Origin of the sequence: Micromonospora pisi (assembly GCF_003633685.1) — a bacterium.
GTDB classification, from domain to species: Bacteria; Actinomycetota; Actinomycetes; order Mycobacteriales; family Micromonosporaceae; genus Micromonospora_G; species Micromonospora_G pisi.
The window spans coordinates 7,638,919-7,664,481 of sequence record NZ_RBKT01000001.1 but is presented as its reverse complement, the minus strand read 5'-3'; the positions used below and the strand labels follow the sequence as shown (position 1 = coordinate 7,664,481).

Here is a 25,563-nt window from a genome sequence, read left to right as displayed (position 1 = left end):
GTCATGGCCGCCGCTATAGCGTGAGGCGCATGCGTTCCAGGCAGGACCAAAGCCGGCCACGGCCGACCGGATCAGAGCTTCGCAGCACCGTCGTGGACACCACGGTCGCGGTGGTGCTGGCGTATCTGGCGGCGAGCGCCACACTCGACCCGCCGGGTCCGGCCTTCACCGGCCCGGGATGGGTCGCCTGGCTGACCGGCGCCGCGGTGGGGCTTCCGCTGGCGGTCCGCCGCCGGTGGCCGATGCCGGTGCTCGGCTGCGTGGTGGTGGTTGCCGCGGCGGCGACCGCGACCGGCGTCGTGGGGACCGGGGTCATCTGGGTGACCTACGCGCCCGTCGGGCTGGCGCTCTACACGGCGGCCAGCGCAGCGGGCCCCGTCGCCGCATCGGTGGCCCTGGTCGGCAGCCTCGCCGCGCCGGCAGCCACCATTGCGTGGCTCTACGACAGGTTGGGGATCGTAGCGGCCGACGCGCCCGACAGTGAGGTGCCGTTGTGGTGGGTGTTCGATCTCGGCCTGGTCACCGCTGTGCTGACCTTGGCCTGGGCCATCGGGCGGATCGTCCGGTGGCGCCGGACGATCCAGGCCGGCCTCGCGCGCCAACTCGCCCTCGACGCGGTGGCCGCCGAGCGGCTGCGAATCGCCCGGGAACTGCACGACATCGTCGGGCACAGCATGAGTCTGATCGCGGTGAAGGCCACCGTGGCCAACCACATCGCGGCGGAACGACCCGCGGAGACGCGGGCTGCCCTCGTGACGATCGAGCGGACCAGCCGGGCCGCGCTCACCGAGATCCGACGGCTGCTCGACGTGCTGCGCTCGGATACCGATCCGGCCCCCGAACTCAGCCCGTCACCCGGGACCGCCGACCTGTCCGACCTCACCGAGCGGTTACGATCCGCCGGGCTGCGGGTGGATCTGCGCCTGGACGGCGCTGACAACCTGCCGGAGGCAATCGGCCTCACCGTCTTCCGGATCGTCCAGGAGTCGCTCACGAACGTGATGAAGCATGCGAACGCCGGCCACTGCCAGGTGACGGTACGGGCCCGGGACGGCGGCGTGCACATCGAGATCCTCGACGACGGCCGCGCGCACCGGTCGTCGGGCCGCCGGGCCGTCGGGCAGGGCCTCATCGGCATGCGTGAGCGGGTGACGATGTACGGCGGCACGCTGGTCACGGGCCCCCGCCCGGAGGGCGGCTTCCAGGTCGTCGCCGACATCCCGTACGTCGCGACGGAGGAGACCGCATGACGGAGATTCCGTCCGCCCCGGGTCAGCCGTCCTCCTCGGACATCGGCGTGCTCCTCGTCGACGACCACGCTCTCATCCGGGAGAGCTTCCGGGCCCTGCTCGACGTGTCGCCGGGCTTCGTCGCGGTGGGTGAGGCGGGCACCGGTACGGAGGCGGTGCGGCTGGCCCGGCAGCACCTGCCCGACGTGGTGCTGATGGATGTCCGGATGCCGGACATGGACGGCATCGAGGCGACCCGGCAGATCTGCGCGGCGCCGGAGACCGCCTCCGTACGGGTACTCATCCTCACCACCTTCGACCTGAACGAGTACGTCTACGCCGCCCTGCGGGCCGGCGCCAGCGGGTTCCTGGTCAAGGACGCCACGGCAGCCGACCTGCTGGCCGGCATCCGGGTGGTCGCCGCCGGTGAGGCGCTGCTGGCGCCCCGGGTCACCCGGCGACTGATCGCCACGTTCGCCCGGCAGGCCCTGGCGGCGGCCGGTACGCCGCACGGACTGGAGGTGATCACGGAGCGGGAACGTGAGGTGCTGACCCTGATCGCCCGTGGGCTGTCCAACACGGAGATCGCGCAGCACCTGCACGTGACGCTCGGCACCGTGAAGACCCACATCGGGCGGCTGCTCAGCAAGCTCGGTGCACGGGACAGGGCGCAGCTCGTCATCACCGCGTACGAGACCGGCCTGGTGACGCCGAAGCCACGCTGACCGGCGGCAAATGGAGTCGCGCGGTCGCCGTCGCTGTGTGATCGTTCACCGTGTGCCGCAACCCATCCTGCGTACCGCTCGTCTGCTGCTCGTGCCACTCGCCGATGAGCACCTCGAACTCGAGGTGCAGCTCGATTCCGATCCTGAGGTGCTTCGTTTCATCTTTGGCCGGGCCCGGTCAAGGGACGAGGTGATCGAGTCCCACACCCGGCGGCTGGACTCAGCCGGCAGGGTGGACGGCCTGGGCTACTGGATGGCTTTCGGCTCTGGCGGCGGCAGGCGTGGCTCCACGCCGCCAGCACGGGCGGACGAGGGCGAATTCATCGGCCTCATGATGCTTCCACCGGCGCACGGTCCCGATCAGCCTGACGACCCTACGGTCAGCGACCTGGGCTACCGCCTCGTCCGCCGCTACTGGCGGCAGGGCCTGGCGAGCGAGGCATCCCGTACGTTGCTGCGGCACGCCTTCGACACCGTCGGTCAGTCCCGGGTCATCGCGCAGACCATGGCCGTGAACACCGGGTCTCGCGGGGTCATGGAGGCCGTCGGCATGCGATACGTACGCACCTATCACCCGACCTGGGACGATCCGCTGCCCGACGCCGAGTTGGGCGAGGTGGAGTACGAGATGACCCGTGAGATGTGGGCGGCGGGCACCGGCTCCCGCTGAGGCCAGCGGGTGGTCGAGCGGTCGGACGCAGTGGCGGGGAGGTCGCCCGTACCGGCCCGTTCGATGGCACCGGCCCGGGCCGTTCGCGTTACGCCTACGGCTGGTCCGGCGTCTTTCGCAACCACAGCCATACGCCCGTCAGTCCGCACGCCGCTCCCGCGACCGCGATCGCCGACTTCGCCACGCCGGGGATGTCGTCCAGGAACGGAAAAGCCTTCGAGGCGGCCAGGGCCAGGAACGCGATCAGCAGCAGGATGACCGCGAGAACGCGTTGCAGAATCACTGATGTCATTGGCGCAGACCGTATCGACCGAACGGCCGTCAGGCAAAGTCGATGTCCAGACGGGCGAAACCCCGATCCCGGAACATCGCCCGGGTACGCGTGTCGAACGGCCTCTTGCAGTTGAGAAGCCGCACACTCGTGAGCTTCGGGCAGTCCAGCAGCGCCTCGACGTTGCCGACCCGGTTGCAGTTCAACACGTCCAGCTCGACCAGCTCCGGCAGGTCCCGGAAGATCGCACAGTCGATCTCCGTGTAGACACCGTTGAGCCGTACGCTCCGCAGGGATGCGACGGTGGCTAGCCGCTCGATGGGAAAGCCCTGACGTGCCCCACCGATCTCCAGCACCCGCAACGGCGAGCGGATGTGGTCGAAGACGTCGAAAGCGCGTACCCGCACCAGTTCCAGGTGGCGCAGCCGCTCCAGCGCCCGCAGCTGCTCCAGCGTCGCAAGCCGTCCGTTCGCCTCCAGGTGGAGGAACTCCAACGCCGACGGCAGGGGATCCACGAAGTCCATCAGGTTCGGTTTCGCCGCCGGGGCCAGGAACATCAGCCCACGCAGGTCGGGCAGGACGGCGTCCAGCTCGATTTTCGTACGCGGTGCCGGCGCGTCGGCCTTGTCGACGACCATCAGCATCGCCAGGCCCGGCGGTGCGTTGCCGACGTCCAGTCGGGGCAGCAGCCCGCTCGGCATCGACACCGATCGCACCGCCGGCAGCCGGGGCAGGAACGTCGGCAGGCTCCCCCGGGCCAGTTGCGCCACGGTCGGCAACAGTTGCAGAGAACGGATTCTGGACAGCTCATCCGGGCCGGGGGCACCGGCCCACGGAATACGTACCGCCGTGCCGTCGTACGTCAGGTGATCACACTCGGCCGCGTTGCCGACGCAGTAGATCCCTTCGCCGGTCGGCGGGTACAGGTACTCGTAGCGACTGTCCTGGAACAGGTTCACCGCGCGCCTTCCCGCTGGATCTTCAAGGGTGGCCACCCATTCTGCCTCCGGAGCATCGGTTGGCAAACCAGGGCCCGGCCCCGGTCCCCTGGATCACGACGGCGGCCGCCATGAAGGTTCGTGGTCGAGGCACCGGCTGGGCCCGCTCTGCGACCGACGCGGACCGACGTGGTCCCGCCTGGGGCGCAGGTTTGACCAAATGACCAGAGCTAATGTTTGGTCATTGCATCGTCGGGCTGGCCACAACCCGCCGCTAACGTCCTTCCCGCGGCATCGTCTCTCCGAAGTGGCGGTTCGGTGCCTTTCATCGTATTCCGCAGAGGTGAAGAAGGGCGTGTAGTGTTAAAGAGATTCACTCTCGTCGCGCTGATCGGCGCGCTGATCAGCGCATTCTTCGGCGCGGTCCCCGCCTACGCGGCGACGGCTCGTAACGGGGTTTGTGAGACAGGCGAGTTCTGCCTGTACTACAACAGCAACCACCAGGGCTCGGTGTCCGACTTCGCGACATCGATTTCCGACTACGGCGACAGCCAGCCGACCTGCTACGAGTTCAAGAGCGCGGGCAACGGTCAGGGCCTGTGCGTGAAGAACAACGCCGCAGCGGCGTGGAACCGCACCAGCCAGTCGGTGACCGTGTTCTACAACAGCGGGTACGCCGGCGCCAGCCAGACGATCGGGGCAGGCGGCCAGGTCAACCTCAACGCGGGTATCAAGAACGAGAACGCCGCCCACCGGTTCGGCGCCCCGGCGGCGGCTCGTGACGGGGTGTGTCACGACGACGAGTTCTGCCTGTACTACAACAGCGACCACCAGGGCTCGGTGTCCGACTTCGCGACGTCGGTCTCGAACTACGGCGACAGCCAGCCGACCTGCTACGAGTTCAAGAGCGCGGGCAACGGTCAGGGCCTGTGCGTGAAGAACAACGCCGCGGCGGCGTGGAACCGCACCAGCCAGTCGGTGACCGTGTTCTACAACAGCGGGTACGCCGGCGCCAGCCAGACGATCCCGGCCGGCGGGAAGGTCAACCTCAACGCGGGCATCAAGAACGAGAACGCCTCCCACCGGATCGGCGGAACCAGCGGCGGTGGCGGTGGTGGCGGTGGCGAGGACCCGGGTCCCTACCCGGCACCGCCGTCCAACCCGCACCCGTCGGCGGCCAGCCGGGCACCGAACGCCACTGACCGCACCCAGTTCGTCGACAACCAGATCGCCAACCTCACCGGTGAGACCCACTGCTGGGTGGGCGACTACCGCAGCTACGAGGCCTCGACGACCAACCACAACACCGGCAACGCCCTGGACTGCACGATCTCGGACGCGATCGGGTCATACCCCAACGCGGCGCAGGAAGCGCAGGGTTGGAAGCTGGCCCGGTGGCTGCAGAAGTACGCCAGCGAGCTGGATGTCCGCTACGTGATCTGGGACGGCATGATCTGGAGCGTCGCCCGCTCGTCCGAGGGCTGGCGCACGTACACGGCCGGATCCGGTGTGACCGGCGGTCACTATGACCACGTCCACGTCTCGATTCAGAACCCTTACGGCGACTGATCGATACGGCACACAGACCCCGGACTGTTGCGTCCGTGGGTTGACGTGACCCGATTGGTCGGCATGCAGGGCAGCGAAGCTCCGGTAATTGGGAGTCCGTCCAATGACTTCTCACCGCCGGGGCTTCGCTGCCTACCCCACAGCAGGCCAGACGGGGGCCCTGGCCTACAGGGTTCGCAGCGGTTTCCCGGTATGGGTCGTTTTTACTCGCGTACGGTCACGTCAAGGAAGATCGGATTCTTGTCGGGGAAGAGTAGGCGCCGCGAGGCGTCGGTTGCCTTCCAGTAGATCTTGCAGTGGGCAGGCGTGGGGCTTGCGGTGACCCGCACCGTGATCCGCACTGATTCGCCGGGATCAGTGGTCGGGATGGGCACCATGCCGGGCGCCGAACACTCGGTGGTGTTCATCCGGGTCAGATAACGGCCCTCCCACCGGACCTGCCCGGTGTTGCGAAGCTGCCACACCTTCGTGAACACCTGGGAAGGAGTCACCACGGTGCCGTCCGGGATGGTGATGTCACCCTCGAAAGCGGCGTCATCGAGATGGGCGTTGTCGACCGTGGACTCCGGCGCGGGCTCGGCAGACGGCGCGAACGACCAACCGACCAGCAGTCCGACGCTGGCGACCACGACCAGGGCCGCGACAACGGCCGCGGTCAGCTGGGTAAAGGTCAGACGGACAACGGGTCTGGGAGGGGTTCCCGCTGCCTGGGGTTCGGGAGCCTCCCCGGGCGGTGCAGGCACCTGAGGTGGTGCGTTGGCACCTCCTGGTTCGGCGGCACCGGCGGCCTTCCAGCGAGCCCACCATTCCCGTCTGGTGTCGTCCGCGTCGGCACCGAGCGTGTCGACCGCCAGGACCCGGACGAACTCCCAGGTCGTCTCCCAGCTCGGGAGTGCGGTCCCGCGGGTCGCTGCGGACAGAGACGACCGCGACACCGCCGCGCCGAGTCTGGTACGCATCGCGGCGTATGACGGGTCGCCAGCGCGGCGCTTGAGATCCCAGAGTTCATGGGCGAACGCCGCGACGGGACCGCCGTCCGGGTTCGGCGGCGTCGCTTTCCTGCCCCGACGGCCCGCGTCCTCGTTGTCCGTCTCGTCTGCCGAAGCGTTCGGAAGGTCGCCCGCCACCACTTGCTCCTTGCGTTCTCACCCTCTGTAATGAGCACAACGGAGCCAAGCGGCCCACGTCCTCGGCCTAGGGATGATTGGACGAATCCTTCCCTGGCAGTCTGCGACTGCCGTTATCCGGCCGGCCAAGGCCCCAGGCGTGCCCTCCCGTTGCAGGGCACATCATGGCGGCGATTTTAACAGCGGGTGTCACCGGCACGCTGTCCTCAGCGACCCTCGCCGCTCACTGATCAACGAAAGCTAGGAAGCGACGGCCGGGAAGCCGTCCGTGAGTGTGGCCATGGCCCGACGGATACGGGTCTGCGCCGTTGAGCCGGTCTCCTCGGTGAGTGCGACGTGGTGCAGCACGCCGACCACCGCCAGGGCGAGCGCCTCGGTGTCGGCCTCCGTGGGGACCCGTCCGAGTTGCTGCTCGGCGGTCAGATAGCCGGCGATGGCGCGCTCGACCGCTTGCAGGCCGGCAGTTCCGGTTCCCAGCACCGCTTCGATGTTCGCGACCAGGTCCGGCCGGAAGACCATCAGCCGGGTCAACGCCAGCAGCGTGCGCGGCGGTGTCGCCAGGACCGCGTCAAACAGATTCCCGGCGACCGTGCCGGACCCGGCCCGCCCCGGCAGGCCGGCCACCTCGCTGGAGATCTGGAAGGTCCGGTCGACCCCGTAACCGCACAGGAAGTCGTCGAAGTTCGCGAAGTGTGCGTAGAGCAGCCCGGTGGCCACGCCGGCTTCGCGCGTCACGGCACGGCCGGTGAGCCGGCTCGGCCCGTCTTTCGCGATCACCTGTTCGAGAGCGGCGAAGAGGTGCTGTCTGGGTTCGGGGATGGCGACTCCGCGCGGCATGCCCGAAGTCTAGGCGCTGACGGAGTCGACGTTGCGTCAGAATGAACAAGCGCTCATACTCGTTTGAGCAGATGCCCATTCTGGCCGAGCGGGAGTGTGGGATGAAGCGTGCAGTGATCGTCGGCGCGGGCATAGCCGGGCTGGCCACCGCCCTGCGGCTCGGACGGGACGGATGGCACACCATCGTGGTGGAGCGCGCCCCGACCCGGCGCAGCAGCGGCTACATGGTGAACCTGCTCGGACCGGGTTACGACGCCGCCGAGCGCCTCGGCCTGCTCCCCGTGCTCTCCGCCCACAACCTGGGCCTGTTCACGACCGTACTGACCCGCGCCGACGGACGTCCCAAGTTCACCGTGCCAACCGCCCTCGCCGAGGCCGCCCTCGGCAAACGGGCGCTGTCCGTGTTCCGCGGCACCCTCGAATCCACGCTCTACGAAGCCGTGCGCGACCGCACCGAGATCCGCTTCGGCACCACCGTCACCTCCATCGACCAGGACACCGACCTGGTACGGGTCGCGCTGAGCGACGGCACCGTGCAGCACGTCGACCTCCTGGTCGGCGCCGATGGCGTGCACTCCACCACCCGTACGGCAGTGTTCGGCGCAGGCTTCCGGGTCGACCTGCCGTACATCGTGGGTGCCTTTCCCCTGCCCCACCCGGTGGCGGGGGTTCCGGAGCCGTCCGCCACCACGTTCATCGGCCCGGGACGCACCGCGGCTATGGTCAACCTGGGCCCGCAACGCTCGTCGGCGTTCTTCACCTACCGGTGCGCGCAACCGGGGGCCGAACTCGGACGCGGGCCGGTGGACGCGCTCGGTACGGCGTTCGGAGATCTGGGCGGCAGCGTGCCGGACGCGATCCGCCATCTTGAGAAGGACCCGGCTGGCGCCTACTTCGACGCCGTGAGCCAGGTCGTCATGCCGCAATGGAGCAGCGGTCGGGTGGTGGTGCTCGGAGACGCGGCCTGGTGCGTCACGCTCTTCGCCGGACACGGCGCGGCCCTCGCGCTTGCCGGCGCCGATCAGCTCGGCGCCGCCCTGCGGCAGCACGGCGACAACATCCCGGCGGCACTGGCCGAATGGGAAGCTGATCTGCGCCCGGAGGTCTCCAGGCGGCAGGCACTCGCCCGCCGGGGAATGCACCAGTACGCGCCACCCAGCCGGTTCCACGTCTGGAGCAGTGAAATGACCATCCGGGCGATCACCCTTCCCGTCGTTCGCGGTCTCGTTCGGCGTGGCATCGAACGGTCGGCCCGCTGATACCCAGCCGACAGGGCAGGGGCAGCGACAAGGCGAAGCGGTCGGTCGTGATGCACCACCAACTCCGGAGGGCGCGCATGGTTAGGGCGTGGATTCACGACCAGGCAAGATCAAATCCCGTCGGGCGCGAGCGGCTGTGGACAGGTGTCCCCTGGCGCCACCGCCAGCTCGTAGTGCCACATCTCGTTGTTGTAGGTCTGGCAGAGGCCGTAGTCGTTGCCGTGCTGGCTGAGCCAGCTGTCCGCGTCAGTCGGTCCGACGTCCACCGCCTTGCCCAAGACGTGGCTGGACTTGTCGGGGGTGTTGACCCACTTGCCGGCCTCCTGCTTGCTGCCGTACTTCCTGATCGCCTCATCGAGCAGGTTCTGCTGGAGGCGCTTGCTACGCCAACCGCTGTTGATCCCCATCTGCACCCCATCCGCGGCGGCGTCGCGCGCTGCCCGCTGTATCGCCGCCCGGAGGTCCGGGTCGAGCTTGGCGATGGCGGGTACGTCGTTGGCGAACGGCGACACCGACTGCCCATCCGGGATATACCCATTGGCAACGGTCAGCTCGGGGCCGGCCGCGGCGGCGTGGCCCACGATCGAGTGAGCCTTGTCCACTGCGGCACAGCCGGCCGCACCGAGCGACAGCATGGAGACGAGGGCGACAGCGAGAGCCGTTCGCCGATGTGGGGCCGGTCGTGGGGGCTGGGCTGTCATCAGGGCGCCTTTCCATCGCGACCGGGCGGATCGCCCGGTTACCTGCTGACCATTGCACCCGCGGATTGTCCTGACGGCGTTCGGCGATTGGCACGCCTCGGCAATAGAACCGCTACAGCTCTGTAACGGCGACGCTTCATGTCCTTACCGCAGATCGGACGGGCTATCGCACCTGTCAGCCGGCGGTTCCTAATTTTCCTCGACAGGCGGCAAACGTCGGCCCTTTGCGGCACGGGCAACCTGGTCTACGCCTTTGTCACCGAGTATCGGGGCGTCGGCCTCGGTGGACGGCGCCGGTCGGGTTCGCCATGTGCGAGCTGGCCGCGGATTTGGCAGACTGTTGCCTGGCCCGCCCTTTCGAACATTGAGGCGCCGACGATGTCTGAGGACCAAATCCAGCCGAACGAGAGCACCGTGCCGCTGCTGCCCTGCGTGGCACCGGACGAAACCCTGGCCTTCTGGCGCGCCCTTGGCTTCGCCGTGGCCTACGAGCAGACGAAGCCCTATCTGTACCTGGCGTTCCGGTGGAGCGGGTTCGCACTGCACTACGGGCGCGCGGCCAGCGGCGTGGACCCGTCGGTGGAGAACACCGGCGGCTGCCTGGTGATGGTCGACGCGGTCGCGCCGTACCACGCCGCGTTCACCGAGGCGATGCGACACACGTACGGGAAAGTGCTCTCCAAGGGGCTCCCCCGGATCACCCGGTACCGGCCCGGCGCCACCCGGTTCACCGTCATGGACCCGTCCGGAAACTCGATCGTCTTTATTCAGCGCGACGAGCCGGAAACACTGGAGTACGGCGGCTCCAAGCAGCTCGAGGGGCTTGCCCGGGTCCTGGACAACGCCCGGAATCTGCAGGAGTTCAAGCAGGACGACCGGGCCGCTCTCCGCGCGCTGAACTCGGGGTTGCGCCGCCACGGCGACTCGGCGCCAGCAGTGGAGCAGGCGGTGGCGCTGGCCGTGCTCATCGAGCTGTCGACGGCGTTGGAGGAGCCGCAGCGAGTGCCGGAGTGGGGCGCCAGGCTCAGCCAACTCGTCCTGACCACGGAGGAGCGGCGTCAGGTCGAGTCCGCCGTGGCCGACCCCACGCTGCTCGACGGATGGATGCCGACCGCCACCTGACGCACCGGCCGGTGGCCGCGTGACCGATCGACCGGCGGAGCGTCCTCGCGCTCACCTACGAGGCGCTGGCGCGGATCGGCATCGAGCCGGGGACAGCCGGCTGATGGGCAGTGCCGCTAGATCGCGATCCAGTACCGCCACGCGGGGCCGAGCTCCGTCTCCCGGAGGTCCTCCCGTACGCCGCCGTGCTGCTCGATGGTCCTGGCAGAGGCGACGTTGTCCACCGCACAGACGATCAGCACCCGGTCCAGGCTGAGCGCACGAGCCTCGTCGAGCATTCGGCCAAGCGCCCAGGTGGCCAGCCCTCGCCGACGCGCGGACGGCCGGATGCCGTAGCCGATGTGACCGATGACCTGGAGCCGGGGATCGTTGGCCCCGTGCCGCAGCGCGATCCCCCCGAGTACCCGGTCGCCTTCGACGATCCATCGGTACGTGCAACGCACCTGGTCGGTGTCGAGCGGCTGTGCCGGGTTCGACTCGTCGGTCAGCCGGGCCACCCAGGCCGCGAACCCCGCCGGTGAGTCCACCTCGTCGGACGGCCGCAGCCCGAACCCGTCCTCGTGGCGGCCGGGGCCCCACTCCTGATGCGCCTCGAGCCAGGCGGTGTGCAGGCGGACGGTGGGCGCGATCAGTTCGGGCATGGCGGCGACGATAGCGTGGTAGCGAACGACGCGCCCCGACCACCGGACGACCGACGTCTGCACGTGGGCCGTCCGACGGCCGCCCGGCTCAGCCCTGCGGGTTGAACGGTATCCCGGCGGGCTTGGAGACGTTGAGCAGGTATTCGAAGGAACCATCTTTGATCTTGATAGTCGCGGAGCCGAAGTTGGCGCTCATCAGTCTGTCCCGCAACTGGGCGCTGGGCCACCCGTTCCAGTCCACCGTGGGCGGGTAACGCCAGCCGTGGTAGTGGTTCTCCGGCGGCTCGTCGTTGCCGTTCGCGAGCCGGAAGAAGTGCGTGGACGCGCCGTCCTTGTGGTAGACGACCTTGGGGTGCGTTCCGTCGAAACGCACCTGCGAACGGGTGTAGGTCCGCTGACTGCTGTGCTGCGTGGTGGTCACGAACTCGACCTGGTTGGACGCCTGGTTGACCCAGGAGATGACGTGCTCCCAGTCGTGCCGGTGTCCGCCGAGGCCGCTCCCGTGCACCGCCTGGTCCTTCTCGAAGTAGCTGGCGTAGACGATCGCGCACCAGCCGTTGTTGCACTTCGACCGGGCGTACGTCTGCGACCTGTCCAGATCCGACTGGTCCCGGCAACTGCCGTTGATGGCCCCGGTGGTGTTCAGTCCGGGGTTGATCGTGCCGTCCGGGCTGATGGCCGCCACGGCGTAGCAGCCGTCGGTGTCGTAGTCGTAGGCGGGCGAGAACGATGCTTCGTACCCTCCGGCGTTCGCCGGCAGGTTGGGCAGCGAATCGGCGTACGCCGCCGTCGCGGGGATCATGACCCCGAGCGCGGCCACCCCGGCCACGATCCGGGACAGAAGACGACGCTGACGCCTGACGAACGTGCCGGAGGACCACACCGAGGGAGACCCCGGCATGGCAGACGGCGATGACGTGTGTGCCATTCCTCGCCTTTCCTGGAATCGACGCGCGCTGGCCGGTCCGTCGACCCACGCGTGATCATCTATATTTCACAAAGCCGTCCTGGGGGTCAATGTCCAGACACGAGAAGAACGCATGAATTGCGGGCGATTTCCGGGCTCCTGCCCCGCCGGGCACGATGGACACCGGGCCGGCGCGACGGCGCGACGATCAACCGCCGTCCACGTCCACAAAATTCCGGTGGCGGCCCCGACCTGCCATTGCCAGACTCTGATCCGTGCGAGAACCAGATCGTTTCCGAGTCGCCGTCGGCAGATGGGCGGCCGGCGGCACGGACTCCGCGGCCGCCGCCACGGTCGCCCGCGAACTGGCCGGCGACGGCCTGTCCACGGTCGTGCTCGTCGAAGGGGTCAGCGACCAGAGCGCGGTGGAGGCGCTGGCCGCCCGCCGCAACCGTGATCTGGCTGACGAGGGTGTGTGCGTCCTCTCCCTCGGCGGCGCGATGGGCGTCGGTCGGTTTCTGCGGATCTTCGGCGCGACCGGGCTCGCCGTGAACGTGCGAGGGCTCTGCGACGAGGCGGAGGAGGGCTACTTCCGGCGTGGCCTGGAGCAGACTGGCCTCGGCACCGGCCTGACCCGGTCCGCGATGGAGGCGCTCGGCTTCTACGTATGCGTGGCCGACCTGGAGGACGAACTGATCCGGGCGCTTGGCACCTCGGGCGTTGAGCGCGTGCTCGCGGCCGAACAGGATCTGGCCAGATTCCGGGTCTTCCAGAACCAGCCCGCGCAGCGCGGGCGAGCGGTCGACCGGCAACTGCGCCGCTTCATGGGCACCACCAGCGGTCGTAAGGCCCGCTACGCCCGCGCCCTCGTCCGCGCCCTCGACCTGGACCAGGTGCCACGGCCACTGGATCACCTGCTCGCGAGCTGACCCAGCCGTATCGGCGTACCCGGCCCGTTCCCCGCGGAGTTGCCGATCACATGAGGCCGGACACCCCTGGTACGGCAACCCGCCGTAGCCGACCGGGGATGAAACGCGTCCCGGCGCCCGGACGCCCGAAAATCGCTTGCCTTGGTCCCGCGGATTCCGGCAAGGTCATGCCATGACGTTCTGACGGACAGCACCCCTGACACTCCCAGGCCCACGGCACCGAACCGTGCCGCAATGCCATCCGTCCATGCCCCCTTCCCAGGGAAGAGATCGTCCTTGTCTGTGCAACACTCCCGGCAGGACACCCTGCCGCAGTCCACGCTGCCCACCGGACCGGCCACCGTCACCGTCTTCGCCTCCCCCACCAGCTGGATCGAGTCCGACGCCGTCGCGCAGTGCCGGCAGGTGGCCGCCTTCGACGGCATGATCCACGTCGCCGCCATGCCGGACCTGCACCCCGGCAAGGGCGCCCCGATCGGGGCCGCCATGGCGTCGACAGTGCTGTACCCGTTCCTGGTGGGCTCCGACATCGGTTGCGGCATCGCCGTGTTCCCCCTCAAGCTCAAGCGCGCCGTGCCCGAGAAGCTGGCCGCCCGCTTCCCCGACCTCGACCGCGCGCTAGACCCCGAGCAGGATGCCGACGACCCGGCCTGGGCCGTGCTGGATGGCGAGATCCCCGCCGGTCACATCGAGGGTCTCGGCACGGTCGGCCGGGGCAACCACTTCGTCGAGCTGGCACGGATCGGGACGGTCTTCGAGCCGGACCAGGCGATCCGTCTCGGTCTCGCCGCCGGTGACCTCGTACTCATCGTGCACAGCGGTTCCCGGGGCTTGGGCGAACGGATCCTGCGAGCACACACCGAGGTCCACGGGGCGGGCCCCACTCCCGACCCGGCCGGGTACCTGGCGATGCATGACGGCGCCGTCCGTTGGGGCTCGTTCAACCGGCGGCTGCTGGCCGCCCGGGTCGCCCACGCGCTCGGCGCCGAGCCGACCGAGCCGATCGTCGACCAGTGCCACAACCTGGTCGAACTCCGCGACGGGGTCTACCTGCACCGCAAGGGGGCCGCGCCCGGCGACGGCCGCGACGTGCTCATCGCCGGCACCCGAGGCACCCATTCCTACCTCGTCGCCGCCCACGCCGGGCCGGAGGCCAACCATTCCGTGGCGCACGGCGCGGGCCGCAAGATGTCGCGCGCCGACGCCCTGCGCCGGGGCCGGGCCAAACACACGGTCGAGGAGCTGCGCCGTACGCCGATGGGATCGCTGGTGGTGTGCGGTGACCGTCAACTTCTCTTCGAGGAGGCACCGGGGGCGTACAAACGCATCGAGCAGGTGATCGCCGACCTCGTCGACCACGACCTGGCCACGCCCGTGGCCACCACGGTCCCCCTGGTCACCTACAAGACGCCCGATCTCGGCTCCACTCCTGAACGTGATCGTCGCGAGCAGCGTCGCAAGCGAGGCCGGTCGTGACCGTCCACCTGTTCATGACAGCCGGGCGCGGCCCACAGGAGTGTGCCTGGGCCCTGGCCCGGCTGCTGTCCCGGCTGGAGGCCGAGGCCGCCCGGCAGAACCTGACGACCCATCGGGTCGAGACCGTCCCCGGTGACCGGCCGGGGACCCATCGATCGGTCCTGGTCCGGATCGCGGGGCCCGGCGCCGAGGTGTTCGCCGCGTCGTGGACCGGGACCCTGTGCTGGCAGGCCCCCAGTCCCTACCGGTCCGAAACCGGCAGGAAGAACTGGTACGTCACCGCCCGACCGTGCCAGGTCGACACCCCGCGTACGGGGTTCTCCGAGTCGGATGTCGATATTGTCGCCTGCCGCACCGGCGGTCCTGGCGGTCAACACCGCAACAAGGCCAGCACAGCGGTGCGGGCAACCCACCGCCCCTCGGGGATCGTCGTCGTGGTCGACACCGAGCGGCAGTTCAGCCTCAATCGCGGCATCGCCATGCGGCGACTACGGCAGCGCATCGAGTACGGCGACGAGGCGTCGGGACGTGCCGTCATCACCGCCCGGTGGCGCATCCACGACGAACTCGAACGCGGCAACCCGACCCGGATCGAGCGTCCGGAGACGTCGGGACCGGGACACTGAAGCGTGATCGATCACTACGAGCGACTTCTCGGACCGCACCACACCCGGGGAGACCGGTACGCGCCGTGCGACCGCGACACGTCCTCGTCCGATGTCGGTGCCGGTTCCGGTGCGGTCACGGGAGTGATCCTCCAATGGAATGCGTCAACAATGCGGCCTCAGTCTATGAACGGCGCCCATTACGGACGAGAATCGTCACCGGAGGGCTGGACGGCCGATGCTCTCGCATAGCTGACAGTGCCAGGCGGCTCAGCGGCTTACCGTGTGACGAACGAAAGGACACCGTCGACGATGACTCTGGGCGACGAACCACGGACACGGGGCTTCTGGCATTCCTCCGCCCCCGGCATCCTCGCCGCCGTCGCGGCGATCATCACCGGGGTCGGCGGACTGCTCGCCGTACTGCTGCAGTTGGGGATCATCGGTGGCGGGGACGAACGGCCTCCGGGAGTCACGGCAACGGGAACGACCGGGCGTCCCGCCACGTCGGCCTCGGTCACCGGGGCGGTAGCAGAGGAACCGTGGTCCCAGGCGGAGGCCGTCTGGACCACCACTGAGGGCACGACGATCCGGATGCCCGCCCGTACCATGGGGTTCTGCATCAACGGCGGCGGTGGCGTGTATTTCGATCAGAGACAGAACATCGCGTTCGAGCAGATGGTGTCGATCGACATCCTGCGCTCCGATGTCGCGTTGTCATTCGGCGGCAGAGCGGATGTCCGCATCGTCCTGACCTCGGGCGAAAATCTCCAGGGGACGATCGACGCCGGCTGCGAATTCATCGGAAACCCCGACACGGGCAGGGTCAACCTCTATCCCGATCACATGCGGAAAATCGAGTTCGTACGCTGACCGGGGTCAGGGGCGGGTCGGCTGCGGCACGGGCGGAAGCTCGTCCTCGTGAATGGCGCGGGCCCGGACGGGTCGCATGAGGATCACGACGAGCAGGGCGGCGAGGATGCCGACGACTCCGGCTACGGCGAAGGTCGCTTGGACACCGGTAACCGAGGCGGCGTGCGCCGCGCTGTCGAGGAGCTGTCGGCCCTCTGCCGGGGCGGAGTGCAGCAGGGCGGGCGTCTGTCCGCCGGCGATGGCGTGCGCGGTCTGTTGCGCGTCCGGGACGCCGTGTGCGGAGAGACTGCTCTCCGCGCGGGCGGCGAAGACGCTGCCCAACGCGGCGACGCCGAAGGCGAACCCGAGCTGACGGGTGGTGTTGACCGCACCGGCGGCCATGCCGCCACGCTCGGCGGGCACCAGGGACATGGAGACCGAACCGAGGATGGGTGTCGCCAGGCCGACGCCGACGCCGATCACGGCGAGTCCCGGAATCAACGCCGGCCAGGTCGCCGAACCGTGCACGAGCGCGACGGTGATCAGGCAGCCGAGGCCGATGAAGAACAGCCCCGCGCCGATCACCAGATCCGGCCGCCGGCCGTGCAGCATCCGGCCCAGGACGGCCGAGACACCGAACGCCGTGACGGACATCGGCACGCCGGTGAGCCCGGCACCGATCGCGCTCATTCCCAGCACCGACTGCAGCCAGATCGAGGTGTACGTGAACACGGCGAAGGCCGCGAACGTCATCAGGAGTCCGGCGAGCAGCACCCCGACGAACGATCGGTTTCGCAGCAGTCCGAGGTCGAACATCGCGTGTCGTGAGCGCGCCTCGATCGCGACGAACCCGGCCAGCAGCAGCCCTGCCAGCATGAGCAGCCACCAGACTCCACGATCGGACCAGCCGTCCTCGTTGGCCCGGATCAGCGCGTACGTCGCGCAGGCCGCCGCGGCGGTGAAGCTGGCCATGCCGGCGATGTCCACCCTGCCCCGGCCGGTCCGGTGGCCGTCGCCGAGCATCGTGAGGCAGAGCGTGATGGCGATCGCGCTGATCGGCAGGTTGACGAAGAAGATCCAACGCCACGACGCGCCGTCGGTGAGCAGACCGCCGAGGATCGGGCCGACGGCGGCCGAGGCGCCCGAGACGGCGCCCCAGATGCCGTACGCGCTGCCCCGCTCGCGGCCCGCGTAGGTGCTGTTGAGCAACGCGAACGTGGTCGCGAACATGGCCGCCGCGCCGATGCCCTGCACCGTACGGGCGGCGATCAGCACACCCGGGTTGGGGGCGAGCCCGCAGAGCAGTGACGAGGCCGCGAAGATCACGAGCCCGGCGACGTACGTGCGGCGGTGCCCGACGAGGTCGGCGATCGAGCCCGCGCCGAGCACAAGTGCGCCCAGCGCGAGCGCGTACGCGTTGATCACCCATTGCAGGGCACCGAAGGACGCGTCCAGGTCGCCGACCATGTCGGGCAGGGCGACGTTCACGATCGTGACGTCGATCAGCAGCATGAACGTACCCAGGCAGATCGTCGTCAGTGGCAGCCACTTGCGCATGTCGGTACCTACGTTCCTCGGGGCGGGTGGTTCAGCGGGTCGGGGGAACGAACTCGGGTCGGTCGAGCAGGCGTAGCCAACTCCCGTCGGACTGGCGTCGGAGGACCTGTGCACGGGCACCGGCCCCGTCCCTCGGTGGGGTCGAGGTGAGGGCGATGTCGCCGCTGATCAACGTCGGTAGCGGATCCTCCGGCTCGAAGCGGGGACGGTTGTCCAACACCTTTTCCCACAGACTGCGGATCGCCTCCCGGCCCACCGTCCGACCGCCGGGCGGGTACGCCAACACCGCGTCCTCCTCGTATAACGCGGCGACTCCGGCCGCGTCACCGGCGTTCGACCGTTCGACGAACAAGCGGGTGATGTCCTCGGGGCGCATGGCCTTCTCGTACTCCGGCATCGATCTCTCCTGGCCTGTGTGGCTTCGACTCGACCAGCCTGGGCAACCTCGAACCAGAAGTCCAACAGATGCTTCTACTGGTGGCTAGAATTTCCGGTCATGGAATTGAGGCAGCTCGAGTACTTCGTCGCGGTGGCCGAGGAGCAGAGCTTCACCCGAGCGGCCGAGCGCGTACACATCAGCCAGTCCGGCGTCAGCGCCCAGATCCGCCAGCTCGAACGTGAGGTCGGTGCCGAACTGTTCGACCGCTCGGCGCGTACCGCCACCCTCACCGTCGCCGGAAAGGCGGCACTCGACCACGCCCGCGCCGCGCTCGCCGCCGCCGGGGCGGTCGGACAGGCGGTGGACGAGGTGACCGACCTCGTCCGGGGTCGGCTCACCATCGGAATGGTCATCGGCTGCACCGTCACACCGCTCTTCGACGCACTCGCCGCGTTCCACCGGGCCCATCCCGGCGTCGAGCTCTCACTCCTCGAGGAGAACTCCGACCGGCTCGTCGAGGGGGTACGCGCCGGCACCCTCGACCTCGCACTCGCCGGAAGCGCGACCGCCACCCTGGCCGGGCTGCACACCCTGACCATCGTCAGTGAGCGACTCGTCGCGGCAGTCCCGACCGGGCACCCGTTGACACAGCAGCAGCGGGTCACCCTGCGCGACCTGGAAGCCCATCCGGTCGCGTGCATGCCACCCGGCACCGGACTGCGCACGGTGTTCGACCAGGCGTGCGCCGCACAGCGCCGGCAGCCGGTGATCGCGCTCCAGGCCAGCGCCGCGGACGCGATCGCCGATCTCGCCGCCCGGGGGCTCGCCGTCGCCATCCTCTGCGACTCGATGGTCGCGCACCACCGGGACCGGCTCGTCGCCCTCCCCATCGACGATGTCGAGACACCCGCCCTGCTCTCGCTCGTCTGGAGGGCCGCACAGAGCCCCGCGCTGCGCCAGCTGCTCCGCCACGCACGGCACGCCTTCGGCAAGCCCGCCCCCGCCCTACGGGACCTGGCCCGATCCGGTTCCCACGCCAACCAGTAAGGCGCCAACCGGGGGACGAATCGGGGGCACACCCGATAGGCCGTACGTCAGCACGCTGCGACTCTCGTGACATGATCACTACGCCGCCCCACGTACGTATCCCCGCCGTTCTCGCGTCGGCCCTGCTGTTCCTGTACGGCGTACTCCGACTGGTCGACGGTCTGGACGGGGACCACGGACCGGGACCCGCCTGGAACCTCGGACATGCCTTCTTCCTCGTCGCGTTCGTGGCTCTCGGCATCCTGACCATCGGGCTGCGACAGGTCGCCCCCGCCGTCACGGTCCGGACCCGACTGCTGGCGAACCTTGCCACGGTCGCCGGCCTGTTCGGTGTCGCCTGCTTTCTCTGGGTGATCCTCGGTGACCTGTTCGCGGGCCTCCGTGACGCCGCACCACTACCGGACCCGCTGGAGATGATCGGCCCGATCCTCTTCCAGCTCGGCATCCTGACCCTGCTGACGATGCTGGTGACCACACGACCGCGCCGGCTTCCCGCCTGGAGCCCGGTGCTGGTGTTCACCGGATTCCTGTCGATCGGGGTGAACCTCGACCTGCTGCCGGTCGGCGCACTTCTCATCCTGGCCGGACTCGCGCCGCTGACCCGCACCCGCGCGTACGCGCTCCGCTGAGCGCGCGTCCCGTGAACGGCTACCGGTTGTCGGTCGGTGCCGTGACGCCATGATCGTAGGGAGAGTCGTCCGCGACTGTGGCCCCGTCCTCACCCCGGGAGGTACCGATGTTCCTGATCTTCGGTTGGCGTACGAAGGCTCATCACGTCGGCACGGTGACGGCGACGTGCCGGGTCTGCGGCCGTCACGGCAACCTGCTGGTGGTACGCGAGGTCACCAGACTCAGCCTGTTCTTCATCCCCCTGATCCCGGTCAGGACGAGACACCTGCTGCGTTGCGCCAGCCCGTACTGCGGTGCCGCGGTCAAGGTGAGCGCCACCGAGGCCCGTCGACTGCTCGACGCCGGGACCGCATAGCGGATCGAGGTACACGCCGCCCGGCCGGCGGGCCCACGGCGCGCGAATTCGCTGCGATCATCGGGGCATGACGACCGCTGTCACGTACGCCGAGTTCGCCGCCCGCGAGGCGCACGGTGTGTCACCCGCGTACGAGCGGCTGGCGTACGCGGTGTCGCGGGACAACAAGATCCTGGAGTTGCTTGAGACGCTGCCACCGCACAAGCGGCAACCGAACCTGCTCTTCGGCGTCGTACGTTTCCTCGGCGGTCCGGTGGAGGACCCGGCCGAGTTCCACGACTACACGGTGGCGAACTGGCCGACGATCGAGGCGGAGATACGCGTACGGGCCACCCAGACGAACGAGGCCGGGCGATGTGCCGTACTCCTGCCCGTGCTCGCCGCGTTGCCGCAGCCGCTCGCGCTGCTGGAGGTCGGTGCCTCCGCCGGGCTCTGCCTCTACCCCGACCGGTACGCCTACCGCTACGGGCAGCACGCGATCGGCTCGGGCGAGCCGGTGCTGGAGTGTGCGGCCATCGGGGTGGCGCCGCCGACCGTCCTACCCGAGGTGGTGTGGCGCGCTGGCCTGGACCTGAACCCGTTGCGGGTGACCGACCCAGCGGATGTCGCCTGGCTGGACGCGCTGATCTGGCCGGAGCACACGCACCGCCGAGCCCGGCTACGCGCGGCCGCGTCCGTCGCCGCCGTCGAGCCACCACTGCTCGTACGCGGTGACATGGTCGACGACCTGCCGGCGCTGGCCGCGCGGGCACCGGCCGACGCGACGCTGGTCGTCTTCCACACCTCCGTGCTGTATCAGGTGTCGACGGCGCGGCGGGAGGCGTTCGCGGCGGCGGTACGGAAACTGCCCGGACACTGGGTCTCGAACGAGGACCCGGAAGTGCTGCCCTACGGGACGTTGCCGAAGCCACCGGTCGGCGCGCTGTACAACGTGCTCGCGCTGGATGGGACGCCACTGGCCTGGACCCGGTCACACGGGCAGCAGATCACCTGGTTCGGGTGACGGCTACCGCCGATCCGCGGTCACCTCGTAAACGATCTCCAAGCCGTCTTCGTCGTCCCACTGCTCCCCGACCTTGGTGAATCCGTACTGCGAGGCCAACTGGTAGGAGGCCACGTTGTCGGGGCTGATGGAGACCCGGACCGTACGCACGGTCGACTCCTCGGCGGCACGTCGCAGCAGGAACTCCAGCGCCCCGCGGGCGTAACCACGTCTGCGGTACGCCGGATCGACCGCGTACCCGATCTCCACCATCCCCGCCGCGTCCGGAGGCCCGTGGTAGCCGGCCCGGCCCACCGCGAGCCGCCGCTGCTCGTCCCAGATGACGCCGGTGACCCACGCCGCGCTGGCCGGGTCCTGCTCCACCTGCCGGCTGCGCATCCGCCACGTCCCCCGCCAGTCCGGACCCACGAAGTAGGCCGAGACAGGCACCGGGCTGGCCTCGTTCGCCGCCACCAGATCACCGTCGGCGAGCGCCCGGAACGCCGGTCCATTCAGGTGCACGATGCGCACGTCCGGCGTCGAGGTCGCGACCTGATGCTGTTCGATCACCGGGCAAGACTGCCACGCCACCCCGGACGCGAGTGCCAGGGGCGGCCTGCCCGGTCAACCCACCGCGCTGACCGGCCGCGCAGCACTAGGCTCTGGACCGTGCTCCGAGGGCTGCTGCTCGACTTCTACGGCACGGTGGTCGAGGACGACGACGACATCATGGCGGCAATCGCCGGCCGGGTCGCCGCCAGCGCGGCCGGGCCGGTCACCGGGGCCGAGGTCGGCGCCGCCTGGGGCCGGGAGTACGAGGCGGTCGCCTCCGGGCCCTGGTTCCGTACGCTGCGCGAATGCGCCTCGCAAAGCCTCGCCACGGTAATGGGCGAGGTGGGCTGCCCCGGTGACGCCGCCGCGCTCTGCGTGCCGCAGTTCACGCACTGGCGGTCGCCGCCGTTGCGCCCCGGCACCCGCGAGTTCCTCTCCCGCCTCGACGTGCCGGTCTGTGTCGTGTCGGATGTCGACCGCGCCGACCTGGAAGCGGCGACGGCACTCCACGGCCTGACCTTCACCGCCGTGGTGACCAGCGAGGACGTGGGCGCGTACAAGCCGGACCGGGCGATGTTCACCCGGGCGCTCGACGCGCTGGGACTCGGGCCGGACGAGGTGATGCACGTCGGCGACTCGTTCGGCGCCGACGTACGCGGGGCGCACGCGGCGGGCATCCGGGCGGCGTGGGTCAACCGCCGTGGCAGGGTCGCGCCGGACGGGACGCCGGTTGCGTACGAGGTCACCGACCTCGCCGGACTGGCCGCGCTCCTCCGACCAAGGTGATCAGGTGTTCCGGCGTACGCCTCTGACGAGGCACGCGCGGTCAGGCCGGGTCGGCCACGTCCGGGGTACCCGCAAGGCTCCAGTAGCCGACGCTGGGCGCCATGCCGAGGGCGCGGTTCAACCGCAGGATCGGCTCGTTGGTGTCGTCGTTGTGGGTGGTCAGGGCAACCGCGCCGACGTCGTACGCGTACCGCAGGGCGGCGGTCTTCAGCGCGCTGGCCACGCCCGCACCCCGGCGGGCGACTTCCACACCGGTATACACCGTGTACCAGTCACCGGTGCCGACCTGCTCGTCGACGATACTCAGACCCCACGGCGCCGACTGGCCCGGGTCGAGCGGTTCGGCCAGCAGTACCACCGACGTGTCGGAGAAGTATCTGCGGATCTGCGCCAGATCGACATCCTGGTTCTCGCCGCCGGGCACCGGTAGTCCGACCAGGGTACGGCCGACACATGCCATGACGGTCGCGTCGTCGGACTTGAGGTCGGTGACCTGGATCCGGATACCGGCCCGTTCGGCGGCGGCCGTGGCCAGACCGGTAACCTCCTCGCCCCGACCGGCGAGGTCGAACCGCCAACCCACGCTGTGGTGGGTGACCGCCAGGCCGTAGCGCTCCGCGAAGCGCCGGCCACGGTCGAGGTCGTCACGCAGGGTGCTGGTCACCACGGTCCCGGGCGGGAGCTCCCGCGCCGCCTCGGACAGCTTGGCGGCGAGGGCCGTCCCGACACCCCCGCCCCGGTGCTCCTCCGCGACCGCGACGAGCGTCGAGGCGGTGCCGGGAAAGACCGGTTCGCTGGTCAGCTTGCCCGCGCCGATCACGGTGCCGGCCCGCTCCGCGACAAACGCGTAGTGGATCTCGTCTGCCGCCGCGCTGGTGAGTCTCTCGGTCAGCCGGTGCCGCTTGTCCGCGCCCGCGGCGAGCACCAACAGCTCGATGGTCGGCTTCAGATCCGCCGCCGTCATGGGCCGGATCGTGACGTTTGCCGAGTTCAGGGAGGCACTCACGAGATCGACTGTAGGTTCGGGCCGGGTGAATCCGCCCTATGAGCTGGGCCACTTCATCGACCGCGCCTCGACGGGTCCACCCGGATATCGGCACGACAGGAACGTACGCGGACCCTTAGGGTGTACCCCTTGTGAGCCGTTTCGTCGAGATTACCGCCCCAGCGCGATTCGGTACCGGATTCCGCTGGCTGCTCGCCTCGTCCTGGGCGACCAACCTCGGCGACGGCATCGCCCTGGCGGCCGGACCGCTGCTGGTGGCCTCCCTGACCACCGACGCATTCCTCGTCTCGCTCGCCGCGCTGCTGCGCTGGGCACCGCCGTTGCTCTTCGGCCTCTACGCGGGTGTTCTCTCCGACCGGTTCGACCGCCGCCGGATCATCATCGCCGCGAACGTGGTCCGTACGGTGGTCCTCGGCGCACTCGTCGTGATGCTGACCACCGACAGCGCCTCGGTGACCGGAGCGCTGCTCGCGCTGGGCCTGCTCGCCACCACGGAGGTCTTCGCCGACAACACCACCTCCACCCTGCTCCCGATGCTGGTGCACCGCGACGACCTGGCGATCGCCAACTCCCGGCTGCAGACCGGCTTCATCACGTTGAACCAGCTCTGCGGCCCGGCGATCGGCGCCACCCTGTTCGCGGCCGGCAGCGCCTGGCCGTTCGTGACCGAGGCCGTCCTCGTCGGCTGGGGGGTGGCCTTGGTGTGGCAGATCAAACTGCCCACTCACGGTCGCGATCCCGCGACCCGTGGCAGCGTCGGGCGGGACATGGTGCAGGGGCTGCGATGGACGATGAGGCACCCGGCGGTGCGTACCCTTGCCCTGACCATCCTGATCTTCAACGTCACCTTCGGTGCGGCCTGGTCGGTCCTGGTGCTCTACGCCACCGAACGGCTCGGCCTCGGCGCCGTGGGTTTCGGCATCCTCAGCACCGTCTCCGCCGTGGGCGGCCTCGCCGGCACCGCGCTCTACGGGTGGATCACCCGGAGGGTCAGCCTGGGCAACGTGATGCGGGTGGGACTGGTGATCGAGACCCTCACCCACCTGGCCCTGGCCCTCACGACGTCGGCGTGGGTGGCGTCGGTGGTCCTCTTCGTCTTCGGCGCACACGCCTTCATCTGGAGCACCACCTCGGTCACCGTGCGGCAGCGCGCGGTCCCGACGGAGTTCCAGGGACGGGTCGGCAGTGTCAACATGACCTGTGTCTTCGGCGGGCTGGTCGTCGGTTCGACGGTGGGCGGTCTGCTCGCCGCACGCATCGACGTGACAGCACCCTTCTGGTTCGCGTTCATCGGGTCGGCGATCTTCGTCGTGGCCCTCTGGCGCAACCTGACCCTGATCGCCCACGCGGACGAAGAACCCGCGCCCGACGAGCGACAGGTAGACCCGGCACGGGCCTGAGGCGGACGGTCGCGCCGGCTGACGGCGGCCGGTGCGGGTCGACGGCCGCTGGCCTGATCAGCGGACGTTGCGCCGGAACCGGTGGTCGATGTCGATGCTCAGCCAGGTCCCGTCGCCGAGCGGCACCAGCGTCCCGTCCCGGTACGGTCCGGGTTCCCGCTCCACCATTTCGCCGTTGCGCCCGGTGCGCACGTCGACGTAGTGGCTCAGTTCCCACTCCAGGGTCTCGTCGAGGTCGCCGGCGAGGGTGACGATCGCGGTGTCGGAGTCCAGGTAGCCCCCGTCGATGATGAACGCCGGGTAGGTGTTGTCGTCGTAACCGAACGACGCGGCCGGTACCCGGATCACCACCTCCCCCTCCGGGTAGCTGTGGAATGCGACATCACGCTGGTCGTGGTGGATCGTCATGAGGAAGTCTCCGGCCGGCGAGAGGTCGACCAGCCTCCGGTCGTCCCACGGGTACGTGGTCAGCTCGATGGTCCTCCGCTCCAGCCGGGCACGGTGCACCCGGAGAGTGCTCTGCTCCTCGGCCACACCGAGCAGTACGTGCACACCGTCCGGGTGGACGAACTGACGCCCGCCGGCCCCGGCGCCGTCCAGCACCGCCCGGTCGACGACGGTTCCGGTGTCGGCTGCGACGGCGATCCACAGAGCCACACCGTCCACCGTGTAGATCCACACGACCGTACCGTCGAGCGAGAAGACGCAGCTCGTGGCCGCCAGCCCGGACTCCGGAACGCGGTCACCGACCCCGTCGAGCCGCCAGAGCGTCCGTCCCTCGCGATCGACGCAGACCACGGCGCCGGAGGCCGCGTACGCCGCACGACTAAGGTCCGGCGCCACCGTCGGACTCTCCACCTCGATGCCTTCCGGCACGGGAAAGGCGGCCACCGGTTCGGGGGTGACCGTCGTCGACGGAGGGGCGGCGAAGCCGTAGGCGCGGATCAGCTCACCCTCGATCCGGGTGATCAGGCGCGGAAACCGTGGCATGCCGCAGAAGGTAGACGACTC

At 69.4% G+C, this 25,563-nt stretch carries 28 protein-coding genes; 16 read left to right on the top strand and 12 right to left on the bottom strand.

Annotation, left to right across the window (positions count from 1 at the left end; genetic code table 11):
• The first annotated feature begins 29 nt into the window (after window positions 1-29).
• The 3 genes from BDK92_RS32800 to BDK92_RS32790 are packed head-to-tail and all read left to right on the top strand — an operon-like array spanning window position 30 to window position 2,624.
• Window positions 30-1,250, top strand: coding sequence for a sensor histidine kinase (locus BDK92_RS32800; RefSeq protein ID WP_121160223.1), 1,221 nt, complete (start codon window positions 30-32; stop codon window positions 1,248-1,250).
• Complete coding sequence (locus tag BDK92_RS32795; protein ID WP_121160222.1) at window positions 1,247-1,954, top strand: response regulator; 708 nt, start codon at window positions 1,247-1,249, stop codon at window positions 1,952-1,954. Before BDK92_RS32800 ends, BDK92_RS32795 begins: the two co-directional genes overlap by 4 nt.
• A 52-nt stretch (window positions 1,955-2,006) precedes the next feature.
• On the top strand, window positions 2,007-2,624 hold the full coding sequence (locus tag BDK92_RS32790; protein WP_121162792.1) for a GNAT family N-acetyltransferase: 618 nt from the start codon (window positions 2,007-2,009) through the stop codon (window positions 2,622-2,624).
• 94 nt (window positions 2,625-2,718) lie between these two features.
• Here BDK92_RS32790 and BDK92_RS32785 read toward each other — a convergent pair whose 3' ends face one another.
• Together BDK92_RS32785 and BDK92_RS32780 are read right to left on the bottom strand one after the other, a co-directional pair.
• Window positions 2,719-2,916, bottom strand: coding sequence for a hypothetical protein (locus BDK92_RS32785; protein WP_121160221.1), 198 nt, complete (start codon window positions 2,914-2,916; stop codon window positions 2,719-2,721).
• Between the two features lie 29 nt (window positions 2,917-2,945).
• Window positions 2,946-3,854: a leucine-rich repeat domain-containing protein gene (locus tag BDK92_RS32780; protein ID WP_121160220.1), complete on the bottom strand. Its 909-nt coding sequence runs from the start codon at window positions 3,852-3,854 to the stop codon at window positions 2,946-2,948.
• A 297-nt stretch (window positions 3,855-4,151) separates the two neighbouring features.
• Between BDK92_RS32780 and BDK92_RS32775 the strand changes: the two genes are divergently transcribed.
• Window positions 4,152-5,402, top strand: coding sequence for a peptidase inhibitor family I36 protein (locus tag BDK92_RS32775; RefSeq protein WP_246017382.1), 1,251 nt, complete (start codon window positions 4,152-4,154; stop codon window positions 5,400-5,402).
• Window positions 5,403-5,605: 203 nt separating this feature from the next.
• Here BDK92_RS32775 and BDK92_RS32770 read toward each other — a convergent pair whose 3' ends face one another.
• Together BDK92_RS32770 and BDK92_RS32765 are read right to left on the bottom strand one after the other, a co-directional pair.
• Entirely contained in the window at window positions 5,606-6,529 is a 924-nt protein-coding gene (locus tag BDK92_RS32770) for an NBR1-Ig-like domain-containing protein (RefSeq protein WP_211349450.1), read from the bottom strand.
• A 240-nt stretch (window positions 6,530-6,769) separates the two neighbouring features.
• Window positions 6,770-7,366 (bottom strand): TetR family transcriptional regulator, encoded by a 597-nt coding sequence (locus BDK92_RS32765; protein WP_121160219.1) that lies wholly within the window; start codon window positions 7,364-7,366, stop codon window positions 6,770-6,772.
• A gap of 101 nt (window positions 7,367-7,467) precedes the next feature.
• Between BDK92_RS32765 and BDK92_RS32760 the strand changes: the two genes are divergently transcribed.
• Complete coding sequence (locus tag BDK92_RS32760; RefSeq protein ID WP_121162789.1) at window positions 7,468-8,625, top strand: FAD-dependent oxidoreductase; 1,158 nt, start codon at window positions 7,468-7,470, stop codon at window positions 8,623-8,625.
• Between the two features lie 110 nt (window positions 8,626-8,735).
• Here the strand turns inward: BDK92_RS32760 and BDK92_RS32755 are convergent, their stop codons facing one another.
• Complete coding sequence (locus BDK92_RS32755) at window positions 8,736-9,260, bottom strand: M15 family metallopeptidase (RefSeq protein ID WP_121160218.1); 525 nt, start codon at window positions 9,258-9,260, stop codon at window positions 8,736-8,738.
• A gap of 444 nt (window positions 9,261-9,704) precedes the next feature.
• Here BDK92_RS32755 and BDK92_RS32750 point away from each other — a divergent pair, with 444 nt between their 5' ends.
• On the top strand, window positions 9,705-10,448 hold the full coding sequence (locus BDK92_RS32750; protein WP_121160217.1) for a VOC family protein: 744 nt from the start codon (window positions 9,705-9,707) through the stop codon (window positions 10,446-10,448).
• Window positions 10,449-10,564: 116 nt separating this feature from the next.
• On the opposite strand, the gene BDK92_RS32745 is transcribed toward BDK92_RS32750, so the two are convergent.
• Both BDK92_RS32745 and BDK92_RS32740 read right to left on the bottom strand, forming a co-directional pair.
• Window positions 10,565-11,089, bottom strand: coding sequence for a GNAT family N-acetyltransferase (locus tag BDK92_RS32745; protein ID WP_121160216.1), 525 nt, complete (start codon window positions 11,087-11,089; stop codon window positions 10,565-10,567).
• 88 nt (window positions 11,090-11,177) lie between these two features.
• Window positions 11,178-11,909, bottom strand: coding sequence for an NPP1 family protein (locus BDK92_RS32740; protein WP_246017381.1), 732 nt, complete (start codon window positions 11,907-11,909; stop codon window positions 11,178-11,180).
• A 362-nt stretch (window positions 11,910-12,271) separates the two neighbouring features.
• On the opposite strand from BDK92_RS32740, the gene BDK92_RS32735 reads away from it, so the two are divergent.
• The 4 genes from BDK92_RS32735 to BDK92_RS32720 all read left to right on the top strand — a co-directional run bounded on the left by BDK92_RS32735 (window position 12,272) and on the right by BDK92_RS32720 (window position 15,879).
• The gene (locus BDK92_RS32735) at window positions 12,272-12,925 is read left to right on the top strand and encodes a TOPRIM nucleotidyl transferase/hydrolase domain-containing protein (RefSeq protein WP_121160214.1); all 654 of its coding nucleotides are present in this window, start codon (window positions 12,272-12,274) and stop codon (window positions 12,923-12,925) included.
• 276 nt (window positions 12,926-13,201) lie between these two features.
• Window positions 13,202-14,401 carry an RNA ligase RtcB family protein gene (locus tag BDK92_RS32730; RefSeq protein ID WP_246017380.1) on the top strand — a complete coding sequence of 400 codons (1,200 nt, stop codon included), beginning with the start codon at window positions 13,202-13,204 and terminating at the stop codon, window positions 14,399-14,401.
• A 14-nt stretch (window positions 14,402-14,415) separates the two neighbouring features.
• Window positions 14,416-15,027, top strand: a complete 612-nt coding sequence (gene prfH / locus BDK92_RS32725; protein WP_425462328.1) for a peptide chain release factor H — start codon at window positions 14,416-14,418, stop codon at window positions 15,025-15,027.
• Between the two features lie 291 nt (window positions 15,028-15,318).
• Complete coding sequence (locus BDK92_RS32720) at window positions 15,319-15,879, top strand: hypothetical protein (protein ID WP_121160211.1); 561 nt, start codon at window positions 15,319-15,321, stop codon at window positions 15,877-15,879.
• Between the two features lie 6 nt (window positions 15,880-15,885).
• Here BDK92_RS32720 and BDK92_RS32715 read toward each other — a convergent pair whose 3' ends face one another.
• Complete coding sequence (locus BDK92_RS32715) at window positions 15,886-17,415, bottom strand: MFS transporter (protein WP_121160210.1); 1,530 nt, start codon at window positions 17,413-17,415, stop codon at window positions 15,886-15,888.
• Between the two features lie 31 nt (window positions 17,416-17,446).
• Window positions 17,447-17,791 carry a YybH family protein gene (locus BDK92_RS32710; protein ID WP_211349713.1) on the bottom strand — a complete coding sequence of 115 codons (345 nt, stop codon included), beginning with the start codon at window positions 17,789-17,791 and terminating at the stop codon, window positions 17,447-17,449.
• A gap of 120 nt (window positions 17,792-17,911) precedes the next feature.
• Between BDK92_RS32710 and BDK92_RS32705 the strand changes: the two genes are divergently transcribed.
• From BDK92_RS32705 to BDK92_RS32690, 4 genes are all read left to right on the top strand, one after another.
• Window positions 17,912-18,841, top strand: coding sequence for a LysR family transcriptional regulator (locus tag BDK92_RS32705; RefSeq protein ID WP_121160208.1), 930 nt, complete (start codon window positions 17,912-17,914; stop codon window positions 18,839-18,841).
• A gap of 71 nt (window positions 18,842-18,912) precedes the next feature.
• The gene (locus tag BDK92_RS32700; RefSeq protein ID WP_121160207.1) at window positions 18,913-19,470 is read left to right on the top strand and encodes a hypothetical protein; all 558 of its coding nucleotides are present in this window, start codon (window positions 18,913-18,915) and stop codon (window positions 19,468-19,470) included.
• A gap of 107 nt (window positions 19,471-19,577) precedes the next feature.
• Window positions 19,578-19,826 (top strand): zinc ribbon domain-containing protein, encoded by a 249-nt coding sequence (locus tag BDK92_RS32695; RefSeq protein ID WP_121162788.1) that lies wholly within the window; start codon window positions 19,578-19,580, stop codon window positions 19,824-19,826.
• A gap of 67 nt (window positions 19,827-19,893) precedes the next feature.
• On the top strand, window positions 19,894-20,829 hold the full coding sequence (locus BDK92_RS32690) for a DUF2332 domain-containing protein (protein WP_121160206.1): 936 nt from the start codon (window positions 19,894-19,896) through the stop codon (window positions 20,827-20,829).
• 3 nt (window positions 20,830-20,832) lie between these two features.
• On the opposite strand, the gene BDK92_RS32685 is transcribed toward BDK92_RS32690, so the two are convergent.
• Window positions 20,833-21,378 (bottom strand): GNAT family N-acetyltransferase, encoded by a 546-nt coding sequence (locus BDK92_RS32685; protein WP_246017379.1) that lies wholly within the window; start codon window positions 21,376-21,378, stop codon window positions 20,833-20,835.
• Between the two features lie 99 nt (window positions 21,379-21,477).
• Here BDK92_RS32685 and BDK92_RS32680 point away from each other — a divergent pair, with 99 nt between their 5' ends.
• The gene (locus BDK92_RS32680) at window positions 21,478-22,146 is read left to right on the top strand and encodes an HAD family hydrolase (RefSeq protein WP_121160205.1); all 669 of its coding nucleotides are present in this window, start codon (window positions 21,478-21,480) and stop codon (window positions 22,144-22,146) included.
• 40 nt (window positions 22,147-22,186) lie between these two features.
• Here the strand turns inward: BDK92_RS32680 and BDK92_RS32675 are convergent, their stop codons facing one another.
• Window positions 22,187-23,152, bottom strand: a complete 966-nt coding sequence (locus BDK92_RS32675) for a GNAT family N-acetyltransferase (protein ID WP_121160204.1) — start codon at window positions 23,150-23,152, stop codon at window positions 22,187-22,189.
• Between the two features lie 131 nt (window positions 23,153-23,283).
• On the opposite strand from BDK92_RS32675, the gene BDK92_RS32670 reads away from it, so the two are divergent.
• Window positions 23,284-24,552, top strand: coding sequence for an MFS transporter (locus BDK92_RS32670; protein ID WP_121160203.1), 1,269 nt, complete (start codon window positions 23,284-23,286; stop codon window positions 24,550-24,552).
• A 57-nt stretch (window positions 24,553-24,609) separates the two neighbouring features.
• Here BDK92_RS32670 and BDK92_RS32665 read toward each other — a convergent pair whose 3' ends face one another.
• Window positions 24,610-25,542 carry a hypothetical protein gene (locus tag BDK92_RS32665; protein ID WP_121160202.1) on the bottom strand — a complete coding sequence of 311 codons (933 nt, stop codon included), beginning with the start codon at window positions 25,540-25,542 and terminating at the stop codon, window positions 24,610-24,612.
• Window positions 25,543-25,563: the final 21 nt, after the last annotated feature.

Coding starts and splice junctions, on each gene's coding strand:
- BDK92_RS32800 (WP_121160223.1), top strand. CDS start 30: ATGCGTTCCAGGCAGGACCAAAGCCGGCCACGGCCGACCGGATCAGAG.
- BDK92_RS32665 (WP_121160202.1), bottom strand. CDS start 25,542: ATGCCACGGTTTCCGCGCCTGATCACCCGGATCGAGGGTGAGCTGATC.
- BDK92_RS32750 (WP_121160217.1), top strand. CDS start 9,705: ATGTCTGAGGACCAAATCCAGCCGAACGAGAGCACCGTGCCGCTGCTG.
- BDK92_RS32755 (WP_121160218.1), bottom strand. CDS start 9,260: ATGCTGTCGCTCGGTGCGGCCGGCTGTGCCGCAGTGGACAAGGCTCAC.
- BDK92_RS32700 (WP_121160207.1), top strand. CDS start 18,913: ATGATCACTACGCCGCCCCACGTACGTATCCCCGCCGTTCTCGCGTCG.
- BDK92_RS32705 (WP_121160208.1), top strand. CDS start 17,912: ATGGAATTGAGGCAGCTCGAGTACTTCGTCGCGGTGGCCGAGGAGCAG.
- BDK92_RS32710 (WP_211349713.1), bottom strand. CDS start 17,791: ATGCGCCCCGAGGACATCACCCGCTTGTTCGTCGAACGGTCGAACGCC.
- BDK92_RS32785 (WP_121160221.1), bottom strand. CDS start 2,916: ATGACATCAGTGATTCTGCAACGCGTTCTCGCGGTCATCCTGCTGCTG.
- BDK92_RS32695 (WP_121162788.1), top strand. CDS start 19,578: ATGTTCCTGATCTTCGGTTGGCGTACGAAGGCTCATCACGTCGGCACG.
- BDK92_RS32715 (WP_121160210.1), bottom strand. CDS start 17,415: ATGCGCAAGTGGCTGCCACTGACGACGATCTGCCTGGGTACGTTCATG.
- BDK92_RS32765 (WP_121160219.1), bottom strand. CDS start 7,366: ATGCCGCGCGGAGTCGCCATCCCCGAACCCAGACAGCACCTCTTCGCC.
- BDK92_RS32745 (WP_121160216.1), bottom strand. CDS start 11,089: ATGCCCGAACTGATCGCGCCCACCGTCCGCCTGCACACCGCCTGGCTC.
- BDK92_RS32760 (WP_121162789.1), top strand. CDS start 7,468: ATGAAGCGTGCAGTGATCGTCGGCGCGGGCATAGCCGGGCTGGCCACC.
- BDK92_RS32690 (WP_121160206.1), top strand. CDS start 19,894: ATGACGACCGCTGTCACGTACGCCGAGTTCGCCGCCCGCGAGGCGCAC.
- BDK92_RS32795 (WP_121160222.1), top strand. CDS start 1,247: ATGACGGAGATTCCGTCCGCCCCGGGTCAGCCGTCCTCCTCGGACATC.
- BDK92_RS32720 (WP_121160211.1), top strand. CDS start 15,319: ATGACTCTGGGCGACGAACCACGGACACGGGGCTTCTGGCATTCCTCC.
- prfH (WP_425462328.1), top strand. CDS start 14,416: ATGACAGCCGGGCGCGGCCCACAGGAGTGTGCCTGGGCCCTGGCCCGG.